Here is a 19,657-nt window from a genome sequence, read left to right on the forward strand (position 1 = left end):
GGCACAAACAGTCCCGAGACCCCCGCGCCCACTGGCTGTTACTCGCCCTCACCCTCCCCCTCGTCTTCGCCCTCCTGCTCTTCGAGGGCTGGACCCAGCACGAGGTCGACGCCGCGAAGTCGCGGTCGCCCTGTGCCTCGCCCGTGCCGGACGCCGTCGCCAAGGGCGGGCCCGTGATCGGGATCAACCGGGACGGGATCCGGTCCGGGTCGATGCCCGCCCGGACCGTCGCGCTCACCTTCGACGGCGGGCCCGACCCCGTCTGGACCCCACGGCTGCTCGAACTCCTCAAGCGGAACGGGGCTCGCGCCACCTTCTTCCTGCACGGCGCGCAGGCAGCCCGGCACCCGGAACTCGTCCGTCGGATCCGTGCCGAGGGCCACGAGATCGGGTCCAACACCTACACCGGGGCCGTGCTGGGCGAGTCCTCCGCGCCCCGCTTCCGGTCCGAGCTGGAACTGACCCAGAGCGCGCTGGCCGGCGCCACCGGACTGCGTACCAATCTGCTGCGGATGCCGCGGACCACCACGCCCGAGACCCTGTGCGGTCGTGAGTGGCAGGCGGCACGGCGGGCCGCCGGGTACGGGTACGTGCTCGTCGCCGCCGACAAGGGGGCGCGCAAGCCGGCGCAGGGAATCGTGCGGCAGCTCAGCCAGACCGAGAGCGCGTATCTGGAGGCGCGCAGGCTCCTGAACAACCCGACCGTCGACCGGTTCACCACCGTGTCCGCCGGGCTCAAGCTCGTTCCGTACACGTCGCCTTCGCTCACCCAGCGCTGGCTGGGCCAGGGCCTGATCCAGGTCACGCGGCTCGGGCAGGCCTTCTCCACCGCCATGATCTGGATCCTCGGCGTCGCCGGCGGGCTCGGCGTGCTGCGGCTGGTGCTGCTCGCCCTGTTCGCCCGGGCCCATGTGCGCCGGCTGGAGCGGTTCCGGACCGGGGCGCCCTGGATGCGTGAGGTGTCCGGGCCGGTGACCGTGCTCGTCCCGGCGTACAACGAGGAGGCCGGGATCGGGTCGACCCTGCGGTCGCTGCTCGACTCCACCCATGAGCAGCTCCAGGTCGTCGTCATCGACGACGGGTCGAGCGACCGGACCGCCGACATCGCCGAGAACACGGGGGATCCGCGGGTGGAAGTCGTCCGGCAGCCCAACTCCGGCAAGGCCGCCGCCCTCAACACCGGGCTGGCCCACGCGCGGTACGACATCGTCGTGATGGTCGACGCCGACACCGTCTTCGAGCCCGATGCCATCGAGCGGATCGTCCAGCCGCTCGCGCACCCGGCCGTGGGGGCCGTCAGCGGCAACACCAAGGTCGGCAACCGGCGCAGTCTGCTGGCGCGTTGGCAGCACCTGGAGTACGTCTTCGGGTTCAACCTCGACCGGCGCATGTTCGAGGTGCTGGAGTGCATGCCGACCGTGCCGGGGGCCATCGGGGCCTTCCGCCGGGACGCGGTGATCGGCGTCGGCGGGGTCAGCGAGGACACCCTCGCCGAGGACACCGACCTGACGATGGCCCTGTGGCGGGCCGGCTGGCGGGTGCTGTACGAGGAGTCCGCCGTCGCCTGGACCGAAGTGCCCACCAGTCTCAGGCAGTTGTGGCGGCAGCGGTACCGGTGGTGCTACGGCACCCTGCAGGCGATGTGGAAACATCGCGGGGCTCTCTTCGCCATGGGGCCCGCCGGACGGTTCGGGCGGCGCGGGCTGACCTACCTGGCGCTCTTCCAGGTCGCCCTGCCGCTGCTGGCGCCCGTGATCGACGTCTACGCCCTGTACGGCGTGCTGTTCCGCGACCCCTGGGAGTCCGCCGCGGTGTGGTTCGCGTTCCTCGGCGTGCAGATCGTCTGCTCCGGCTACGCGCTGAGACTCGACGGCGAGCCGGTCCGGGCCCTGTGGTCGATGCCGTTCCAGATCGTCGTCTACCGGCAGTTGATGTATCTCGTCGTCATCCAGTCGCTGGTCGCGCTGATGCTTGGCAGCCGGCTGCGGTGGCAGCGGATGAAGCGCTCCGGGACGGCCGCTGAACAGATCGGCGGGCCGGTTCCGTATAGGAGCGTGCCTATGCGTTGACCCACGTGAACCAGCGGGATGGAGGGGACGATGAACGACTGGACCGACCCTCCGGGAGACCACCGGGCGGGGCAGGACCCGAGAAGGGTCCCGCCCCCGTCCCTCCTGGCACCTCCGCCGTCGACCCGCACGGCCCCCCTGCCCGGCATGGCCTCGCCGGCCGCGCCCGGCCGCTACGACGGCAGCGTCCACGCGCGTGGGCGGCGGGGCGGCGGCAGCAGGAACCCGCGGCGCCGCGCCGGAAAGGGCCGCCGGTTCGTACGGACCGCGGCCGTGCTGTCGTCCGTCCTGCTGCTCGCCGGCGCCGGTACGTACGTCTGGGCCGACACCCGGCTCAACCAGGAGGTCGATCTCGGCGCGCTCAGCAACCGGGTGCCGCCCGGCGAGGGCACCAACTACCTGGTCGTGGGCTCCGACAGCCGCGAGGGGCTGTCGCAGCAGGACCGGAAGGAGCTGAACACCGGCTCGGCCGAGGGGCGCCGCACCGACTCGGTGATCCTGCTGCACACCGGGGCGAAGGGCACCACGATGCTCAGCCTGCCGCGTGACTCCTGGGTGACCCTGCCGCCCTACGTCGATCCCGACACCGGTAGGAGCTACCGGGCCACGCCGAACAAGCTGAACGCGGCGTTCTCGCTGGGCGGCCCCGACCTGCTCGTGCGGACCGTGGAACGCAACACCGGTGTGCGCATCGACCACTACGCGGAGATCGGCTTCGCCGGATTCGTGGGCGTGGTGGACGCCGTCGGCGGTGTGGACCTGTGCCTGGAGAAGGCCGTACGGGACAAGGACTCCGGCGCGAACCTGCCCGCCGGCTGCCAGACCCTGGACGGCGCCGAGGCCCTCGCCTTCGTACGGCAGCGCAAGCAGGAGGCACAGGGGGACCTGGGCCGGACCCGTAACCAGCAGAGATTCCTCGCCGCCCTCGCCCGCAAGGCCGTCACCCCGAAGACCCTCGCCGACCCGTCCAAGTCCTTCCCGACCCTGCGCGCCGGCCTCGACACACTCATCGTCGACGAGGGCACGGAACTGCCCGACCTCATGTCGCTCTTCGAGGCCCTGCGCAAGGCCGCCTCGGGTGGAGGCCGGCAGCTCAACGTGCCGGTGGCCGACCCGAACCTGCGCACTTCCAAGGGCAGCGCGGTGAGGTGGGACGACCGGCGGGCCCGTGCCCTGTTCGAGGCACTGCGGGAGGACCGGCCGCCCGGCTGATCAGCGGCCCGGCCAGAGGAACGGCGGGCGGGCTCCGACCGCGCCCTCCCGTACAGCTGGGCGTGCCTGCCGCTCTGGCAGATCCGGACTCACTTCGCGAGCTTGGAGTTCTGCGCCTTCACCACCTTCGCGGGCATCTTGGCGTCGCTGGGCCGCGTGCTGTCGGCGATGGCGAAGCCGTTCACCGAGAAGTAGACGGCGAGTACGTCGCCCTTGCGGACGGCTTCCGTGCGCAGAGTGTGGCTGACACCCCGGAACGCCATCGTCGAGCGGAAGGCGACGGCACCGGTCGCCGTGCCCTTCTCGGCGGTGACCGAGTCGTAGGCCGTGGCGTTCTCGCCCGCCTTCACAGCGAACCCGCCGGCGCACTCCGGCACGGCCTTCGCCAAGTCGGCCAGCACCGACCCGGCCTCGGCCTCCGACTTGTACGAGGCGAGAGTGATGTACGTGCTCTCCTTGCCGTAGCCCGCCCCGGCGCTGCGCAGGAGATCAGCCTGTGGTGCACCGAGCGGGAGTTGATTCATCGCGTAGGCCAGCGGGGTGCAGCCGGGCTTGTCGACCGTGACCTCGTCCGAGGACTTGGCGAAGGCGTACCGGGCTTCCGGCTCGGACACGTTGTAGCCGGGCAGGTCGTCCTTCGTCACCATGGCCTTCGCCAGCCGCTGTGCCGGAGTGATCTGCTTGGCCTTCGGCACCGACGGCGACTTGGAGGGCGTGTCCTCGCCGCCCGAGCAGGCGGTCAGTGCGGAGGCCAGGGCCAGAACGGAGACGACGGCCAGGGCGGCGCGCTTCAATGGGGGCTCCTCGGTCGCTGATTTCGAGCGAAGATCATGGCATGGCCGGTCAGGGGGGTTGCGCGCGAGTCGTGCGAGAGCGATGACAAGTGCGTGACGACGCCGTCCGGGTGGCTCAGGATCAGGCGGCGTGGCCCTGGCAACGCGGCAGGCGGCTCAGTCGGCGTGATGAGAGGGCAGCGCACGCGGGAAGCCCAGGGCGTCTGGGCCGCACCCGTGACCGGCGGAGCTTCACGGCGATTCATCGCGGCCCTCGCCCGCGGCAGCGCGGTGAGGTGGGACGACCCCGGCGGGCGCGGCCCTGTTCGCGGCATTGCGGGAGGACCGGCCGCCTGGTCAACGGGTCTTCAGCAGACGGGAGGTGAAACCGTCCAGGGGTGACATCAGCGAGCCGTACCCCGTTGCCGCCCAGACGCTCCGCCCGGCGGGGACCTCGAAGTAGGGCACGGTACGGCCGTCCCGCGTCGTGTCGGTCAGCACCTCGGGCGCGCGGCGCTCGCGCAGCGCGTCCGCGCACTCCTGGCACACCGCCACATCGAGCCGCTCCCGCCGGCCCAGCGGACGCCAGCCGGTGCGGCGGACGGCACGGCCGTGCAGCGGGTTGAAGAAGCAGAGGGGCAGGCCGGGGGAGCCGGTCAGGGCGTCGCGGCCCTCCTGTGCCAGGGCCAGCACGCCCGCCAGGTCCGGCAGGCCCCGGGCCTCGTCGAGGACCGTGCCGGCGGCGGCGTAGGCGTCGAGGGCGTGCTGGAGGCCGGGTGTCGTGGCGACGTCGGCGGCCTGCGTCGTCTCGCCGAGGGCCAGGACCTCCGCCTCCGCCCGGCGCCGCAGCTCCGCCTCGTCGGCCGCGCGGGCCGTCGCGAACACCAGCTGGGGTACGGCCGGAGCGGCCTCGCGGGAACGGAGCACGGTCCGGGTCGCGAGGACGGTCAGGGCCAGGGCCGGAACGGCGACCAGGGACCACAGCATCCAGCCGGAGCCGGAGCCGGAGCCGGAGCCGGAGCCGGACTCGGCGGGCTGGGAGCCGCCGTCCAGGTCGGCCGTCGCCTCCTCGTACCGCTGCCTGCCCTTCCCCTCCGCCACCAGGTCCACCGCCTTGGCGGTCACATCGGCCAGCCCGGCGTCCCGCATCTCGTCGAGGAGACCGGCGGCGGACACGGCGTCGCGGGTCTGGTGGCTGTCGGACGGCCACTCGTATCCCTTGAGGGAGTCCGAGAAGTCGCTGTCCGTCGTGATGAGAATGAGCTCTCGCCGCTCCGGAAGCCGGTCACGGACGGTCCCCGCCAGGACGTCGGAATCGCCGTCGAACGCGTCGCCCTTGGTGAGCGGCCTGAGCACGACCTTGATGGGCAGGCCCGTCCGGCGGATCCGGTCCGCCAACTGCCGCTGCCGGGCGGGCGGTACGGCGTCGGCGTAGGCCTCGTCGACGTAGACGGGCGAGGTGCGCAGGGCGCTCGCGATGCGCTGCCCGGCGCTCGGGCCGTCGCCGTCCGCCGCCCGGGCGGGCGTGCTGGTGAGCGCCGTCAGCAGCAGCGCCGCGAGGGCGGTGATCACGCGCTTGACGTCAGTGGACACCTGCGGTCTCCCTCACCTTGTCGATGAGCCGGTCGATTCCCTCGGGTACGGCCGACAGTGGGCCGTCGGTCGCCTCGTAGTACGGGAGGCGGCTGCCGCCGGACTCGGGGCCGGGCAGCTTCAGCAGTCGCTCCGGGATGCCGCCCGGTTCGGCGACGGCCGTGTCGCGGCAGGGCTCGCAGACGGGCAGCATGCGGCGCCTGTTGCGTTCCCTGGAGACGCGCACGTGGCGGCGGCCGACGGCGGGCCCGTGCAGGGGGTTGACGCCGCAGCACAGGTCCGTCGCCTCACCGGCGAGTGCGGCCCGGCCCGCTCGGGCGAGCACGACGACGGCGACCAGGGTCGCCGCGTCCGTGGCCCGTTCCCGGGTGCGGCCGGGGTCGCCGTCGACGAGGAGCATCGCCGCGTCGAGGCAGTCCCAGGCACGCCCGTGCTCGCCCTGGCCGTCGAACTCCCGGATGAGTGACGTGAGTTCCGCATGCGCGGTACGCCGGAGACTCGACGCCGACGCCGACGCCGACGCCGATGTCGATGCCGACGACTCGGGCGCGGCGGAGCGCCGCCGCAGCAGGGTGCCGACGATCCACGTCAGTCCGGCCGCGGCCCCGGACAGCAGGAGAGCGAGGAAGGCGCCCACGAACAGGCCGGGCCAGAAGTCGGTCGCGAAGAGAGGCGGGAGGGTGTGCTCGTCGGCGGCCCTCGGAGCGGGGAGCGGGGCGGGCTCAAAACCGGGCCGGTCCGTGCGCGGGGTCTTGTCGAGGAAGGTCATCAGCGCGTCGAGGCGCTCGCCGAGGAGGTGGTCGTCGGCCTCGTCCGCCCTGCTGTCGCCGTACGCGACGGAGTCCGGCAGGTCCAGGAAGAGGTGGTTGGAGTCCAGGCGCAGGCCGTGGTTGTAGACGTCGATCGTGCCGTCGGCCGGATCGGCGACCACGTACACCCCGTCCACTCCCACCTTGGCGTGCACGGCCGCGGCGAACAGGTCCGGGTCGCCGGCCGACTCGCTCTCGGGTGTCTGCGGCACGAGGGAGACGTACACCGGGCCGCCGCGGTCGGAACGCCGGAAGTCCCGGATCCGGTCGTGCAGCCGGTCCACTTGCCGGGCGTCGAGGACGCGCGGGCTCTCCGGGTCCGCGTACACGGGGTCCTGCTTCAGGCCCGCCGCGACCCGTTCGACACGGGCGGAGAGGTCGGCGGGGGAGGGGGTACGCGCCGCGCTGGACCTGGTCTGATCGAAGACGACGGGGGCGGTGAGGGCGATCGCGGCGGCGGTGAGGGCGGCCGTGCCGGGCACCACCCACCGGGGCAGGCGCCGCCCGGCCCCGGAACGCCGGCGGCGGCGCCGCACGTACCCGGCCGACAACACGATCAGCAGCGGTACACCGGCCAGCATCGTCCCCGTGATGAGCGACTGGTTGCTGCGGTCGGACGGGCCGATGTACATCTCGGCGGGTTCGTCGTCCCCGTGCTTCTCGCGTGCCTTCTCGGCGCGGGCCGTGGCCTTCTCGCCGCCCAGGGCGATGACGTCGACGAAACGCTCGAAGCTTCGCAAGGGGCCCGCGTCGTAGGGGAGTTCGTACAGCGCGACGGTGGCGGCGGCGTCGGCGGGTGCGCGGACGCCGTAAGCCGTGGCGTGCGCGACATCCGTGCCCTCGATCAGGACGTACAGCCCGTCGCGCCCGAGCCGGTCGTGCACCGCGCCGAGCAGCTGCTTGCCGTCCGTGCTGCTCTGCATGGGCAGGACCAGGACGTAGGTCGGGACGCCGGTCTTCTTCGCGAGCCTGACGAAGTCGGGGGCGGTGGACCGAGGCACCTCGCGGGGGAGCTGGTCGGTGACGTAGACCGGGCTCTGGCGGAGGCGGTCGGCGAGGTAGGCGGCCTGAGTGGGCGGGGTGGTGTCCGCTGCCCGGGCCGGGGTGGCGGTTGCGAAGAAGGCCGTCAGTGCGCTGAGGGCGAGCAGCAGCCGGAGGAGCCGGGTTCGGCCGCTGCTCCCTGCCGTCAAGTGCCCTGCGTGCGCCCCGTTTGACGTGACTGCCCTCATCGGTGTTCCCCCGCGGTCCGATCGCTGTCCGGGCCGCACTCTACTCGGGGCTTCGCGAGTGCTACAGATCGCCCGGTCGCGGCTGGGCCGGTTCCCCGGCGGGCACATCGGGATCGAGGTGACGAGCTCACCCGCTGCGGACGGTGCCCGGATGCCCGGATGCGTACGGTGTGGGTGCTGCTTCCGCTTGCGTACCGCTCACGCACCCGCGTCGCACCCAGGCGGCGGCGCTTCGGCCCACACTCACCGCGCTTCCGCGGTTCCAGTCCGCCGGGGTGTGCCGGTACCGCGTTCACGGGTGCCGGAAGGCCCCGTTCACCGCCGTCCCGCTCATCGCTCTACTCACCGCCACGCGCCTGGGCCGACGCCTCCTTGAGATCGTGGTTGCGCGCACGCGCCCCCATCTCGTCCCAGAACCTGCGCAGGTTCGCCACCGACGTCCTGCGCTGCCAGCGCGCCCGGCGGCGGAACCTGAGGGAGCGCCACGCCTGGAACTGGAACCTCTTGAGCATCGAGTGCTGGTGGATGCAGAAGAGTTCGTTGAGTTCGGTACGGCACTGCGGCCCCTTGGGCGGATACGGGCAGAATTCGAACACGCAGCCGTCGACGCAGTGGGAGCCGGGCAGCGAACGCGGAGTCTCCCCGACCAGTGCCTGCCTCGGGTCGAGCGGGGTACGGTCCCTGGCCAGGCACGGTGGGAGGACGTTCTGTTCGCCGGAATAGGCGTACTGCAGGCGCAGCAGCGCGTCCTTCGGCCGGACGCCCCGCTCCTCGGTCAGGATCAGCAGGACCAGCACGTCGGCGAGGAGTTGCTGGGCGCTGGGGTCGAGGGTGCTCCATCCTCTGGACGGGGGAATCCACAGGTTGTGCATCCGCCATTCGCGTGGCGAGCTGGTTCCGGATCCGATCTGTGAGGCCATGCCGGCCTCGTCGATCCACAGGAACCGGTCCGGGCGCCGGGTCTGCAGGGCCTGTCGCGCCATCTTGCCCGCGGCCCTGACCAATGGGTGTTCGTCGTGGCGCTTGTGCTTGATCTTGGGGTCGGCCGTCTGTTCCAGCCATTGCCGCACCTGCCGGGCGGGGCTCGCGCCGTGTCCGCGTCGGGGCTGCCCTTCGGCGACGTCGTCCGGGAGGGTCCACAAGGTCAGCGCGTGCAGCAGGGCGAGCCGGGCGAACCAGTAGTCCGTGCGCTTGAGCATCTCCCCGGCCTGCTCGTTGAGGAACTCGGCGGTCCGGTGGGGACGCGTCGGGGATGTGCGATGGTTCGCTGCCTGCCGGAACCCCTGAGCGAGTGCGACCTGCAGTTCCAGGTCGACCTGCTGGTGCCGCATTCCCGACATCCACCCGGACAGCACTTCGTACGGAGTGTTCTGGTGCGGGGTGAACGAGCAGGAATGGACCAGCATCGGAGCGAGCCAGGCTCTCATGATCCGCTTGCGTTGTTCTTGCTGATCCCGGTTCCGCTCTTTCAGCTCCTTCTTCTCCTCGTCGCGCCGCTTGTTGTCGAGGAGTTCCGCGCGCCCTTTGCGCAGCAGGCGCTCGGTCCTTGTGGTGCCCGGCGCGGACGGTGGACGGTCCGCCGCAAGCGATTCGCGGGATGCGACATCAAAACCACGCCCGCCTTCGCCCAGCCCGGACCGCTGGGCCATGGCGTACAAGAGCTCGTCGAAGCCCTCCTGCGGGAAGGGGACGCGTCCGGCTGCGACTCCGGATCCGGCTCCGAAGGGAGAGAAGGTGGGAACGCGTGCCGTCGCGGTGGAGAGTTGGCCCTGAAGAGCGCGGAAGGCTTCGTCGCCGCCCTCACCGATGGCCTGAGCGATAGCGAACCTCACGCCATGGGACGGTTCTTCGCCGGCGATGTCGAACAGCAGGTCGTAGGCGGTCCGGCTTTGGACTTCCCGCACGCCGCTGGGTGGGAGGGTCCGTCGCCTGCTGAGCAGCAGCCCGGTGGCGGCGATCCGCCTGATCAAGGCCTTTTTCGGCGAATCGAGCTTGCGGTCGTTGTAGACCTGCACATCGCTCCACCTGTGGCGGATCTCCTCGACGATCTCTCGGTGCTGGGGCTCGTGGTGGAAACTGTCGACGTCCAGCGTGGCGGAGTACAACTCCAGAGCCCTGATCTTCGGATCCTGCTCGATGTCACCCCCCGCTCGGTCGCCAGGAGGCGCTTCACTGCCCGGTTCGGAACCGCTGTCCAACGCATTGAATGCGGCCGTCCTGAGCTCCTTGCGGACGACGTTGATGGGGCAGTGTTCCGCGACCCGGTCGTGCTCACCGGTTTCGGGATGACAGTGGCATCCGGCCAGCGCCTCGACCGAGCGCGAGTAGAACACGAGGGACATGGAGAGCTCGCGACCCGGGCGTTTGAGCGCTCGGTCGAAAAAGGCCTCACAGGTCTCAGAGGCGGAGGAGCCCTGGCGCGCTGCCGAGTTGGGGTTCACCAGGGCGTCCATACAGCGGGAGGCGAGGAAGGCCTGCAGAACGCTGTGATGGAACCTGACTCCGCTTCCCCGTTCCTCCACCAGTCCGAGGCTGCTGCCCCAGCTGGCGGCCAGGCGCTCGTCCATGACCCGTTCCGCGCCCTCGCCGATACCGAACCTCTCCGCGGAGATTTGCACCCGCCGTTCGAGCAACCCGCGCAGCTCCTCCGCCGTCTCGCCGTCCTGCTGTTTCTTCTCCTCACCGAGGGCGCCGTTTTCGCTTGCGCGTGACGGCGCCAGGACGCTGTAGCCGACGTAGGTCGAGTTCGTGCGCAGCGCCGCACAGGCGAGAACCGACAGGTATTCGACCGTCAGGAAGCGGCCTTTGGCGGAAATGGGCTGCTCGGGGTAGAGGGCGCCTTCGACGAGGGCGTCGACCCAGCCCTCCAGCAGGTCGTAACGCAGCGCCCACATGTCCTGGTCGCGCGGATCGCTACGCTCGTCCCCTCCGGCGCCCACGATCAGTTCGAGTCTGCCGCGCAGCTCGAGGTCCTTGGCGATGTTGAGGTACAGCGGGGATTCGGCGATCTCGGCCGCCTCCACCACCCAGTCCATGCGCTGTTTGTTCGACCGCCGGTTGCTGCCCTGGGCGACGTACTGGAGCGCCGCTTCCTCGCTGAGCGGTTCCAGAATCGTCTGTGCCGCGTTGATGGCCTCCAGCGACTTCTGCGGCCTGGACGTGATGACCAGGGGCAGTCTCTCGTCCCGCGCGTCGTTGATGGCCTTGCGGATCTTGTTGTCGCGGTCGTCGACAGCCTTCAGGACGTCCTCAAGTCCATCCGCCAGTACGACGACCCGGTCCTGGGTGTAGCGCAGCCGCTGCCAGACCCTCTCGGCCTCGGAAGCGGAGGAGATCCGCTCCCGCACCTTGTCGCAGAACTCCTGCTTGGCCCGTTCCGAGAAGTCGAGCCGATCTTGGACATCGCGAAGGCGCAGCACCACGGGAATGATGCCCCTGCGGGCGAGGCGCTGGGTGAGGCGCACGAGCAGAGCCGTCTTTCCGACCCCGATGGTGCCGACGATCACATGAGGGCGGCGCTGACGGCAGTCCTGGAGATCGTTCATCAGGGCGTCACACAGCTGATCGCGCCCCACCACGGTGCCGATGATGCTGCCCGGTTTCACCAGCTCGTCGGGATGCCGCTTCGCTTTGCGCAGGTAGTAGCGACGAGCTCGCCGGAAGCGCCAGAGGATGAACCACGCGGTGGCCACCACGGCCGAGGAGGACAGTCCCACGGCTCCCAGCACGCCCTGGAAGGAGTTCCACTGGCGCACCTTTCCCGGCTGCCAGACGCCGTACACGATCAGCGCCAGGTACGCCACGGAGAGCGCGATGTATCCCCCGCTCACCAACCAGGTATGAGGCCGCCACCAGTGACGCGCATACCGCTCGCCCCTTTTCAGCAGCCACCAGTTGCGCATGCTGCGCCACACGGAGACGACTGGCCAGCTCCCCCTGAACCACAGTCGAGCCCACGCCCCTGCCGGCCGGGGGCCGGGCCTGCCATGCCTTCGGGTCTCACTGCCATGGCTCATCAGAACTCCCCGTGCCGGCATCCCTCTATTTCCGCGTCACGGCTGCACAAGGGGCAATTTCCACGGGCCAATCATCGGCCTTCTTCCATAACATCACGGCGATTTCGGGCAGGCAAAAGGAACCAAGGTCGGCAGCTGGGGGTACCATATTCCTACTGGCGAGTAACGTGGCGGCCTTCCGCTCTCGGCGGTGGGGTACCGGCGTCCGGCCCGCCGGTCCAACGCGCCCCCGAAGGTTGCGCATTCAACGGACGCACACTCCCGTTCCAGTCAGGCGGGTCTTTCGCCCGCGACCCTCACCCGCAGGAGGTGAGATCGCGGAACAAGCGACCCTCGACTTCGTGAGTGAATCGTGCAGGCATGATGGCCGAGAGGTGTTGAACGCCCCGGGCCGGGCGCGTTCACGTGGCCGGGGTCGATTCGCTTCAGCACAGCTGACCTGTCGTTTCGACCCTTTGCCCAACGGGGCCGCGATCGCCGGAAGTTGCAGATGGGTAACGGTGTGCGCAGTGCGTTCCCTGAGTCCGGACGCGCCTTGAGGGGCTTATGTGCGGCTGATACGGTGCCATGGCTTGACACTCACTTCGGCGCTGGCTAATTGGCCAGCTCAGACGCTGCTTCCAAGGCGCCGAGAAGTGCGAAGTGTCCTAATTTGTAGATAACTTCTTGGGTGTACGGGGAGCGGTTGCGTGAAGATCCAAGAGCGTACGGGGGCGGGCGCCGGTCGTTCCGCCGCTCCGGCTCAGCCGTCGGTCGGTGACCGGCTTCCCACACCACCTCGCGAGCGCAAACCGGCACTGGCGGCGCTCGCCGTGCTGCTCATCCTGGTCGGTGCGCTGGGTGCGACGATGCTCGTGCTCCAGGCCGGTGACCGGATCGAGGTCGTCAAGGTGACGAGCCAGGTCCAGGCCGGGGAGTCCCTCAAGAAGAGCGACGTGACCTCCGTCATGGTCGCCAAGGACGACAACATCCACTACGTCGAGTGGTCGCAGCTGGCCACCATCCAGACGTACAAGGCCAAGTCCACGATCTACCCGGGCACCCTCGCGGTCGGTGAGATGTTCGCCAAGACGGCGAGCCTGCCCGCCGGCAAGGCCTCCGTCGGCCTCGCCCTCAAGGAGGGCCAGTACCCGTCGGACATCAAGGCCGGAGACGTCGTCTCCGCCTACCGCGTCGGCACCACCGGCTCCAGCTCGAACAACTCCGACGACAGCACCGGCTCGAGCGGCACCTCGACCTCCGGCGGCGGCGCCCTCGTCGACAACGCGCGCGTGAACACCGTCGAGGACGACAGCGACGCCACCGTGAGCACGGGCAACCTCTCGCTCACCCTCCTCGTCGACCAGGCCGACGCGGCCGCGCTCGCCTCCGCGGCGGCCGCGAACGAGGTCGCCATCGTGCACGTCCCCGGCAACTAGAAGGCGGCACCCGACCCATGGCGCTCATCGCTCTCGCCGCCGACAAGGGTTCCCCCGGCGTCACCACCGCGGCCGTCGCCCTCGCGGCGGTCTGGCCGCGGCGCGTCCTGCTCGCCGAGACGGACCCGGCGGGCGGTGACCTCGTCTACCGCAGTGCCGCCGCGCACGGCGGACCGCTCAACCCCAACACCGGCATGCTGTCCATCGCCGCCACCGCGCGCCGCGGACTCGTACCGGACCAGCTCTGGGACCACGTACAGCCGCTCAGCGGGGGACTGGAGGTGCTCGTCGGGCTCGGCATCGCCGAGCAGGCCGCCGGGCTCGCGGGGCTGTGGCCCACCCTCGGGCACGCCTTCGCCTCCCTCGCCGACTCCCCGAACGCCGCCGCCGACGTCATCGCCGACTGCGGACGCATCAGCGGGGACACCCCCGCCGTCGAGCTGTTCCCGCACGCCTCCCTCGTCCTGCTGCTCTCCCGCACCGAGCCGGAGGCGATCGCCCGGGTGCGTGACCGTGCCGCGGCGCTCGCCGGCAAGCTGCACGGCGGACCGCGCGGTGCCGCGAGCCTCGCCAACCCGGTGATCGGCGTCGTCCTGATCGCCGACACCGGCAACGCCGGCAAGCTCGCCTCGCAGGTCAACGACATGCTCGTGCACGCCCAGACCGGAGCCCGCGTGGTCGGCACCATCGCCGACGACCCGGCCGGCGCCGACCAGCTGGCCGGCCGCAGGCGCGGCCGTCTCGACAAGTCGCTGCTGATCCGCTCGGCCCGCAAGGTCGCCGCCGACCTCTACCAGCAGTACGGCGCCGCCTGGGCCGCCTCCGCGCAGGCGAACCAGGCCCACCACGCCCCGCAGGCCCACCACGTCCAGCACAACCACCCGGGCCAGATGCAGGGCCACGCGGGGGCCGGCACATGACCGCTGTCGACCACCAGTTGGTCAAGCGGTTCCGCCAGGACGCCGGCGACCGCATCGCCGAACAGCGCCGACAGGACCAGATCAACAACGTCACTCCGATGTCCACGGAGGACGAACGTCAGTACGCCCGTGCCGTCATAGCCCAGATCCTGGAGGAGTACGCCCGCGCCGAGATCAACGCGGGCCGTACGCCGCTGGACGCCGAGACCGAGGAGCAGTACGCGGCCGCCGTGCACGCGGCGCTGTTCGGCGTCGGCCGGCTCCAGCCGCTGCTGGACAACCCCGAGGTCGAGAACATCGACATCAACGGCTGCGACCAGGTGTTCGTCGGCTACGCCGACGGGCGCGAGGTGAAGGGCGACCCCGTCGCCGAGACCGACGAGGAGCTCATCGAGCTCATCCAGGTCCTCGGCGCCTACTCGGGTCTGTCCTCCCGCCCCTTCGACTCCGCCAACCCGCAGCTCGACCTGCGGCTGCCCGACGGTTCACGTCTGTCGGCCGTCATGGACGTGGCGAGACGCCCCGCCCTGTCCATCCGCCGCGCGCGCATGGGCAAGGTCTTCATCTCCGACCTGGTCGGCAACGGCACGCTGAGCCCCGAGGTCGCCCACTTCCTGGCCTGCGCGGTCCGGGCCCGCAAGAACATCATGATCGCCGGCGCCACCAACGCCGGTAAGACCACGCTCCTGCGCGCCCTCGCCAACGAGATCCCGCCGCACGAGCGCCTCATCACCGTCGAGCGCGCCCTGGAGCTCGGGCTCGACACCTTCCCCGACCTGCACCCCAACGTCGTCGCCTTCGAGGAACGGCTGCCCAACTCCGAGGGCCAGGGCGCCATCTCCATGGCGGAACTGGTACGCCGCTCGCTGCGTATGAACCCCTCCCGCGTCATCGTCGGTGAGGTCCTCGGCGACGAGATCGTCACCATGCTCAACGCGATGTCCCAGGGCAACGACGGCTCGCTGTCCACGATCCACGCCAACAGCTCCAGCGAAGTCTTCAACCGTATTTCCACCTACGCGTTGCAGGCCTCAGAGCGGCTGCCCATCGAGGCCAGCCAGATGCTGATCGCCGGCGCGGTGAACTTCGTCGTCTTCATCCAGCGACGCAACAACTTCGGCAACGGCGGCCGCCTCCAGCGCATGGTCACCTCCGTCCGCGAGGTCAACGGCGTCGACGGACGCGTCCTGTCCAGCGAGGTGTTCGCGGAGGCCCCAGACGGCCGGATCGTGCCGCACGCCCCCATAGCCTGCCTGGAGGAACTGATGGCACACGGCTACCGGCCGTCCGGGACCTGGGGGTGAGCCGGGGATGAACACGACGAACACGACTCTCGCAGCGATCGGCTCGCTCGGCTCCATGGGCGGCCTGTTCTCCACCACCGTCCTGTACTCGATAGGAAGCGGCGTCGCCGTCGGCGGCGGCCTCGCCCTCCTCCTCGTCGCCGTACGCGGACTGCCCGTCAAGCCCGACCACGAGAAGCAGAAGGCCGCTCAGCGGGCGAGCGAACTCATCCGGTTCGCCGGCCAGCGCGGCTCGCTCGCCGCCATCGTCGGCCTGGTCGTCCTCGTCCTCACCCGCTGGGCTGTCGCGGGCATCGCGGCCGGTGTCCTCGTCTTCTTCTGGGACCGCCTGTTCGGCGGCGCCGGCGAGGAGCGGGCCGCCATGCGCCGCGTGGAGGCCCTGGCGTCCTGGACCGAGTCCCTGCGCGACACCATCGCCGGCGCCGTCGGCCTGGAGCAGGCCATCCCGGCCTCGGCCCGCGCCGCCGCCCCGGTCCTGCGCCCCCACCTCGACGCCCTCGTCGACCGCCTGCGGGCCCGCACCCCGCTGCCCGAGGCGCTCCAGCACCTCGCCGACGAGATCGACGACGCCTCCGCCGACATCATCGTCGCGGCCCTGATCCTCAACGCCCGCCTGCGCGGGCCCGGTCTGCGCCAGGTGCTCGGCGCGCTGGCCAAGTCGGCGCGCGAGGAAGTGGACATGCGGCAGCGGGTGATGGCGCAGCGCGCCTCGACCCGCCGGTCCGTGCAGATCGTCGTGGCGGTCTCGATCGCCTTCGTCCTCGGCCTGTCGATCTTCAACCGTGACTTCGTGGAGCCGTACGGCACCCCCGTCGGCCAGCTCGTCCTGGCCTGTGTCTGCGGCCTGTTCGCGCTCGGCTTCTGGTGGCTGCGCAAGCTGTCCACCATCGAGACGCCCGAACGCTTCCTGGTCCGGGACGAGGCAGCCGTCCAGTTCGTGCGTCCCAGGACGCCGTCGCAAGCGCAGCCCCAGCAGCAGCTGCCGCAGGAAGAGGGGGCACGCCGGTGAACCTCACGATGCCGCTCGTCGTCGGCGCCGTCATCGGCCTCGGCGTCTACGCCCTCGTACGCGCCCTCATGCCCAGCAAGCGCAGCCCGGTCTCCCAGGTCGCGCGGATCGACGCGATGCGGGCCCGCGGCTCGGCGTACGAGTCGGCGCGCACCGAGCGGGAGAAGGGGCGCTTCGGGGCCCTGCGGGCCGAAGTCGGCCTGCGGGTCTCCGAGTTCTACCTCCAGCAGGGCTGGGAGCAGCGCTCGCTGCGCGCCGACCTGGCGGTCCTGGACCGCAGCTGGGAGAAGTTCCTGGCGACGAAGGTGCTGCTGGGTGTGGCGGGCCTGTTCTTCGGCCCGTTCCTGTTCGCGATCGTCTACACGCTCGGCGTCGGCCGCAGCCCGATCATCCCGGTGTGGCTGGCGCTGCTCTTCGCGGTGATCTTCTTCTTCCTGCCCGACCTGGAGGTACGGCGGGACGCGGCCGAGAAGCGGCGCGACCTGCGGCGCGTGATCGGCGCGTACCTCGACCTGGTGTCGATGAGCCTGGCCGGCGGACGCGGTCTGCCGGAGGCCCTGATGGCGGCGGCCGAGATCTCCGACGGCTGGGCCAACCAGCGCATCCGCAACGCCCTCTCCGACGCCCGCATCACCGGCCTCAGCCAGTGGCAGGCGCTCGGCCAGCTGGGCGAGGAGATCGGCGTCGAGGAACTCAAGGACCTCTCCGCGTCCCTGGCCCTGGTCGCGGACGACGGTGCGAAGGTGCGCGAGTCCCTCGCGTCCCGGGCCGAGACCATGCGGCACCGTGAGCTCGCCGAGATCGAGGGCAGCGCGGGCGAGAAGTCCCAGTCGATGCTCGTGGCGCAGCTGCTGCTGTGCGCCGGGTTCCTGGTCTTCCTGATCTTTCCGGCGGCGATGCGGGTGTTCCAGGTGCAGTGAGCCGACCTTCACAACTCCAGAACTTCCCGGAACTGATTTCGAAAGGACAAGTCGTCATGATCGGACGCAACTTCCACACGGGCATCCCGGCCGTGGACTTCCTGGTCACCTTCCTCCAGGCCCGTACCGAGCGCGCCCGCAGCGGCGAGCTGGACCGCGGTGCCTCCGCGGTCGAGTGGGTCATCATCTCGGCGGTCGTCGTGGCGATCGTCGGTGTCGTGGCCGCCATCATCAACGCCGCGCTGAGCGAGGGCGCCAACAAGGTCGGCGACTGCATCAAGGGCGCGGACGCGGGCAAGACCTGCTGATCCGTCACCGGGACGGTCGCAGGGACAGCCACAGGGACAGTCGTAGTCGTACGGACAACAGGGTGCACGGGGATGCCGGCAGACGTGAGCAGACGGATACGCCGCAGGGTGCGGGCCGCGCGGAGAGCGGCGGCCGCCCGCGGTGACTCCGGCATGACCGCGATCGAGTTCGTGCTGCTCACTCCCGTGCTGTTCTTCATGATCTTCGCGACCGTGCAGTTCGCCCTGTACTTCTTCGCGGACCACGTCGCGCAGGCTGCGGCCCAGGCGGGAGCGCGCAAGGCGCGCGCCACGGCCGACGAACAGCCGGGCGCGTGGCGGGGCGAGGCCCAGGACGTGGTGGACAGCTACATCCAGCAGCTGGGCCCGCAACTGGTGCTGGGACCGGACGTGAAGATGCTCCAGCCGGACCAGAACACGGTCGGTGTGGAGATCGCGGCCCGGGTGCCGACGGTGTTCCCGGGCCTGGACCTGACGGTGCACGCGCAGTCGGCGGGCCCGGTGGAGCGTTTCGTCCAGGAGGAGAACTGATGACCCTCTCTCCTCCGGCTTCCTGGAAAGAGGGCCGGCGGGCGGACGACCGGGGCCTGTCCACGATCGAGGTCGTGATCCTCGCCCCGGTGATGATCCTGTTCATCCTCGTCCTGGTGGCCTTCGGCCAGCTCGTCGACGGCCGGGGAGCGCTCGACGGAGCGGCCCGGGACGCGGCCCGCGCGGGCTCGATCCAGAAGAACCACGCCACCGCCATGGCCGAGGCCGAGAAGGCCGCCGAGGCGAACCTGGGGGACGTCTGCTCCGGCCCCGTGTCGGTCGTCCAGACGAGCCAGGGCTTCGAGCCCGACACCATCTTCACGGTCGAGGTGAGCTGCCAGGTGCGGGGCCTCGCCATGCTCGGCCTCGACGTCCCGACGACGCTGTCGGCGAGCTTCAGCTCCCCGCTCGACCCGTTCCGGAGGTCGGCGTGAGACACCTCCCGGCCAACGGGCGGTCATGGTGGGCGGCCCGTCGCGCCCACCTGGACGACCGGGGCTCCGGCGCCGGCGCGGTCATCATCTTCGCGCTGGTCTTCCTCTCCCTCTCCGCGTTCGTGATCGACGGCGGCCTGTCCATCTCCAAGCGGGAACGGGCGGCCGACATCGCGGAACAGGCGGCCCGCTACGCCGCCCAGGACATCGACCGCGAGGCCCTCTACGACAACGAGGGCGGCCCGGCCCCGATCAACTACGAGAACTGCAACGCCCGCGTGAAGACCTTCGCCCGCGAGATGGACATGACGGGCGCGGACATCGCAGGGACCCACTGCGTGGCGGCGGACGCCCAGCAGGTGCAGGTCGAGGTGCAGCTCACCTACTCCCCGGTCTTCACGGGGATGTTCTACGGCGGCGACGTGGTGGTCCACGGGCAGGCGGTGGCGGAGAACGAGGTGGGCTGAGGCCCGCCGGTGATCCGGAACATTCGAGGGATCTGCACACCGTTTACCGCGAGGTCGTGAGAAACCACGGCGGGTGCCGAACACTCCTCACTCACCCCGCCGTGCATTGCACTCCGGTGCCGCACCGTGGCAGAACCTGTGAAGACGACGGGTATTGAGGTGACCGAATGGTCACACCCATGAATTGGAGTGCCGAAATCCGTCGCACACCGATAACCACTGACTGGCCGACCCTTCCCCCGACGTGCTTTGATCGGTCGCACTTCAGCACTTCGAATTTTTGAAACGAAGGGAACCGCCCTCCATGGCCTTCACCCCGCAGATCGAGACCGCCCACATGTCCGACGCCGAGCTGGACACCATCGCCGGCGGCCAGGCGGGCGGCACCGCGGGTGCCGGCGCCGCGGCCGGTCTCTACGTCGAGACGACGGCCGCCGGTGTCACCACCGGTGTCGGCGGCGGCGTGGGCCTCGCCGTCTCGCCCGCGGGCATCGCGGCGGACCTGCACCTCAACGCCGCCGCGGTCGCTTCCTGACCGCAGGCACAGGAAAGGCCCCGGATCTCGCATCCGGGGCCTTTTCACGTCAGCGGGTCGGGCGGGTCGGGCCTTACTTGCCCCCGCCCCCTTTACCGCCCTTCCCGCCC

16 protein-coding genes are annotated in these 19,657 nt (G+C 70.6%); 12 read left to right on the plus strand and 4 right to left on the minus strand.

Translation table 11 applies throughout. From position 1 onward, the window contains the following. On the plus strand, nt 1-2,069 hold a 2,069-nt coding region (locus CCL05_RS30905; protein WP_244204469.1), incomplete at its 5' end, for a bifunctional polysaccharide deacetylase/glycosyltransferase family 2 protein. A gap of 30 nt (nt 2,070-2,099) precedes the next feature. Next, nucleotides 2,100-3,281, plus strand: a complete 1,182-nt coding sequence (locus tag CCL05_RS30910; protein WP_086563991.1) for an LCP family protein — start codon at nt 2,100-2,102, stop codon at nt 3,279-3,281. An 89-nt stretch (nt 3,282-3,370) separates the two neighbouring features. Here CCL05_RS30910 and CCL05_RS30915 read toward each other — a convergent pair whose 3' ends face one another. From CCL05_RS30915 to CCL05_RS30930, 4 genes are all read right to left on the minus strand, one after another. Continuing rightward, nucleotides 3,371-4,075, minus strand: a complete 705-nt coding sequence (locus CCL05_RS30915; protein ID WP_086563992.1) for a hypothetical protein — start codon at nt 4,073-4,075, stop codon at nt 3,371-3,373. A gap of 336 nt (nt 4,076-4,411) precedes the next feature. Further along, nucleotides 4,412-5,647 carry a PIN domain-containing protein gene (locus tag CCL05_RS30920; RefSeq protein ID WP_086563993.1) on the minus strand — a complete coding sequence of 412 codons (1,236 nt, stop codon included), beginning with the start codon at nt 5,645-5,647 and terminating at the stop codon, nt 4,412-4,414. Continuing rightward, nucleotides 5,637-7,646: a hypothetical protein gene (locus CCL05_RS30925; RefSeq protein WP_244204470.1), complete on the minus strand. Its 2,010-nt coding sequence runs from the start codon at nt 7,644-7,646 to the stop codon at nt 5,637-5,639. Before CCL05_RS30925 ends, CCL05_RS30920 begins: the two co-directional genes overlap by 11 nt. Nucleotides 7,647-8,023: 377 nt before the next feature. Continuing rightward, nucleotides 8,024-11,515: an NACHT domain-containing protein gene (locus CCL05_RS30930; protein ID WP_158102510.1), complete on the minus strand. Its 3,492-nt coding sequence runs from the start codon at nt 11,513-11,515 to the stop codon at nt 8,024-8,026. An 875-nt stretch (nt 11,516-12,390) separates the two neighbouring features. Here CCL05_RS30930 and CCL05_RS30935 point away from each other — a divergent pair. From CCL05_RS30935 to CCL05_RS30980, 10 genes are all read left to right on the plus strand, one after another. Beyond that, nucleotides 12,391-13,119, plus strand: a complete 729-nt coding sequence (locus tag CCL05_RS30935) for a hypothetical protein (protein WP_086563996.1) — start codon at nt 12,391-12,393, stop codon at nt 13,117-13,119. Nucleotides 13,120-13,136: 17 nt separating this feature from the next. After that, complete coding sequence (locus CCL05_RS30940) at nt 13,137-14,039, plus strand: hypothetical protein (RefSeq protein WP_086563997.1); 903 nt, start codon at nt 13,137-13,139, stop codon at nt 14,037-14,039. Then, nucleotides 14,036-15,343, plus strand: coding sequence for a TadA family conjugal transfer-associated ATPase (locus tag CCL05_RS30945; RefSeq protein ID WP_086563998.1), 1,308 nt, complete (start codon nt 14,036-14,038; stop codon nt 15,341-15,343). The genes CCL05_RS30940 and CCL05_RS30945 overlap by 4 nt, the downstream gene beginning before the upstream one ends. Before the next feature lie 7 nt (nt 15,344-15,350). Then, nucleotides 15,351-16,352: a type II secretion system F family protein gene (locus CCL05_RS30950; RefSeq protein ID WP_086563999.1), complete on the plus strand. Its 1,002-nt coding sequence runs from the start codon at nt 15,351-15,353 to the stop codon at nt 16,350-16,352. After that, entirely contained in the window at nt 16,349-17,272 is a 924-nt protein-coding gene (locus CCL05_RS30955) for a type II secretion system F family protein (RefSeq protein WP_167409645.1), read from the plus strand. Before CCL05_RS30950 ends, CCL05_RS30955 begins: the two co-directional genes overlap by 4 nt. Before the next feature lie 56 nt (nt 17,273-17,328). Next, entirely contained in the window at nt 17,329-17,580 is a 252-nt protein-coding gene (locus CCL05_RS30960) for a hypothetical protein (protein WP_020272654.1), read from the plus strand. A 72-nt stretch (nt 17,581-17,652) separates the two neighbouring features. Beyond that, nucleotides 17,653-18,111: a TadE family protein gene (locus CCL05_RS30965; protein ID WP_086564000.1), complete on the plus strand. Its 459-nt coding sequence runs from the start codon at nt 17,653-17,655 to the stop codon at nt 18,109-18,111. Continuing rightward, nucleotides 18,111-18,545, plus strand: coding sequence for a TadE/TadG family type IV pilus assembly protein (locus CCL05_RS30970; RefSeq protein WP_086564001.1), 435 nt, complete (start codon nt 18,111-18,113; stop codon nt 18,543-18,545). Before CCL05_RS30965 ends, CCL05_RS30970 begins: the two co-directional genes overlap by 1 nt. Then, nucleotides 18,542-19,012, plus strand: coding sequence for a TadE/TadG family type IV pilus assembly protein (locus CCL05_RS30975; RefSeq protein ID WP_167409646.1), 471 nt, complete (start codon nt 18,542-18,544; stop codon nt 19,010-19,012). Before CCL05_RS30970 ends, CCL05_RS30975 begins: the two co-directional genes overlap by 4 nt. 304 nt (nt 19,013-19,316) lie before the next feature. Next, nucleotides 19,317-19,547 (plus strand): hypothetical protein, encoded by a 231-nt coding sequence (locus tag CCL05_RS30980; RefSeq protein WP_086564002.1) that lies wholly within the window; start codon nt 19,317-19,319, stop codon nt 19,545-19,547. Nucleotides 19,548-19,657: the final 110 nt, after the last annotated feature.

Origin of the sequence: Streptomyces africanus, from assembly GCF_002150735.1 — a bacterium.
Taxonomy (GTDB): Bacteria; Actinomycetota; Actinomycetes; order Streptomycetales; family Streptomycetaceae; genus Streptomyces; species Streptomyces africanus.

Coding starts and splice junctions, on each gene's coding strand:
- CCL05_RS30910 (WP_086563991.1), top strand. CDS start 2,100: ATGAACGACTGGACCGACCCTCCGGGAGACCACCGGGCGGGGCAGGAC.
- CCL05_RS30940 (WP_086563997.1), top strand. CDS start 13,137: ATGGCGCTCATCGCTCTCGCCGCCGACAAGGGTTCCCCCGGCGTCACC.
- CCL05_RS30945 (WP_086563998.1), top strand. CDS start 14,036: ATGACCGCTGTCGACCACCAGTTGGTCAAGCGGTTCCGCCAGGACGCC.
- CCL05_RS30950 (WP_086563999.1), top strand. CDS start 15,351: ATGAACACGACGAACACGACTCTCGCAGCGATCGGCTCGCTCGGCTCC.
- CCL05_RS30960 (WP_020272654.1), top strand. CDS start 17,329: ATGATCGGACGCAACTTCCACACGGGCATCCCGGCCGTGGACTTCCTG.
- CCL05_RS30965 (WP_086564000.1), top strand. CDS start 17,653: ATGCCGGCAGACGTGAGCAGACGGATACGCCGCAGGGTGCGGGCCGCG.
- CCL05_RS30970 (WP_086564001.1), top strand. CDS start 18,111: ATGACCCTCTCTCCTCCGGCTTCCTGGAAAGAGGGCCGGCGGGCGGAC.
- CCL05_RS30980 (WP_086564002.1), top strand. CDS start 19,317: ATGGCCTTCACCCCGCAGATCGAGACCGCCCACATGTCCGACGCCGAG.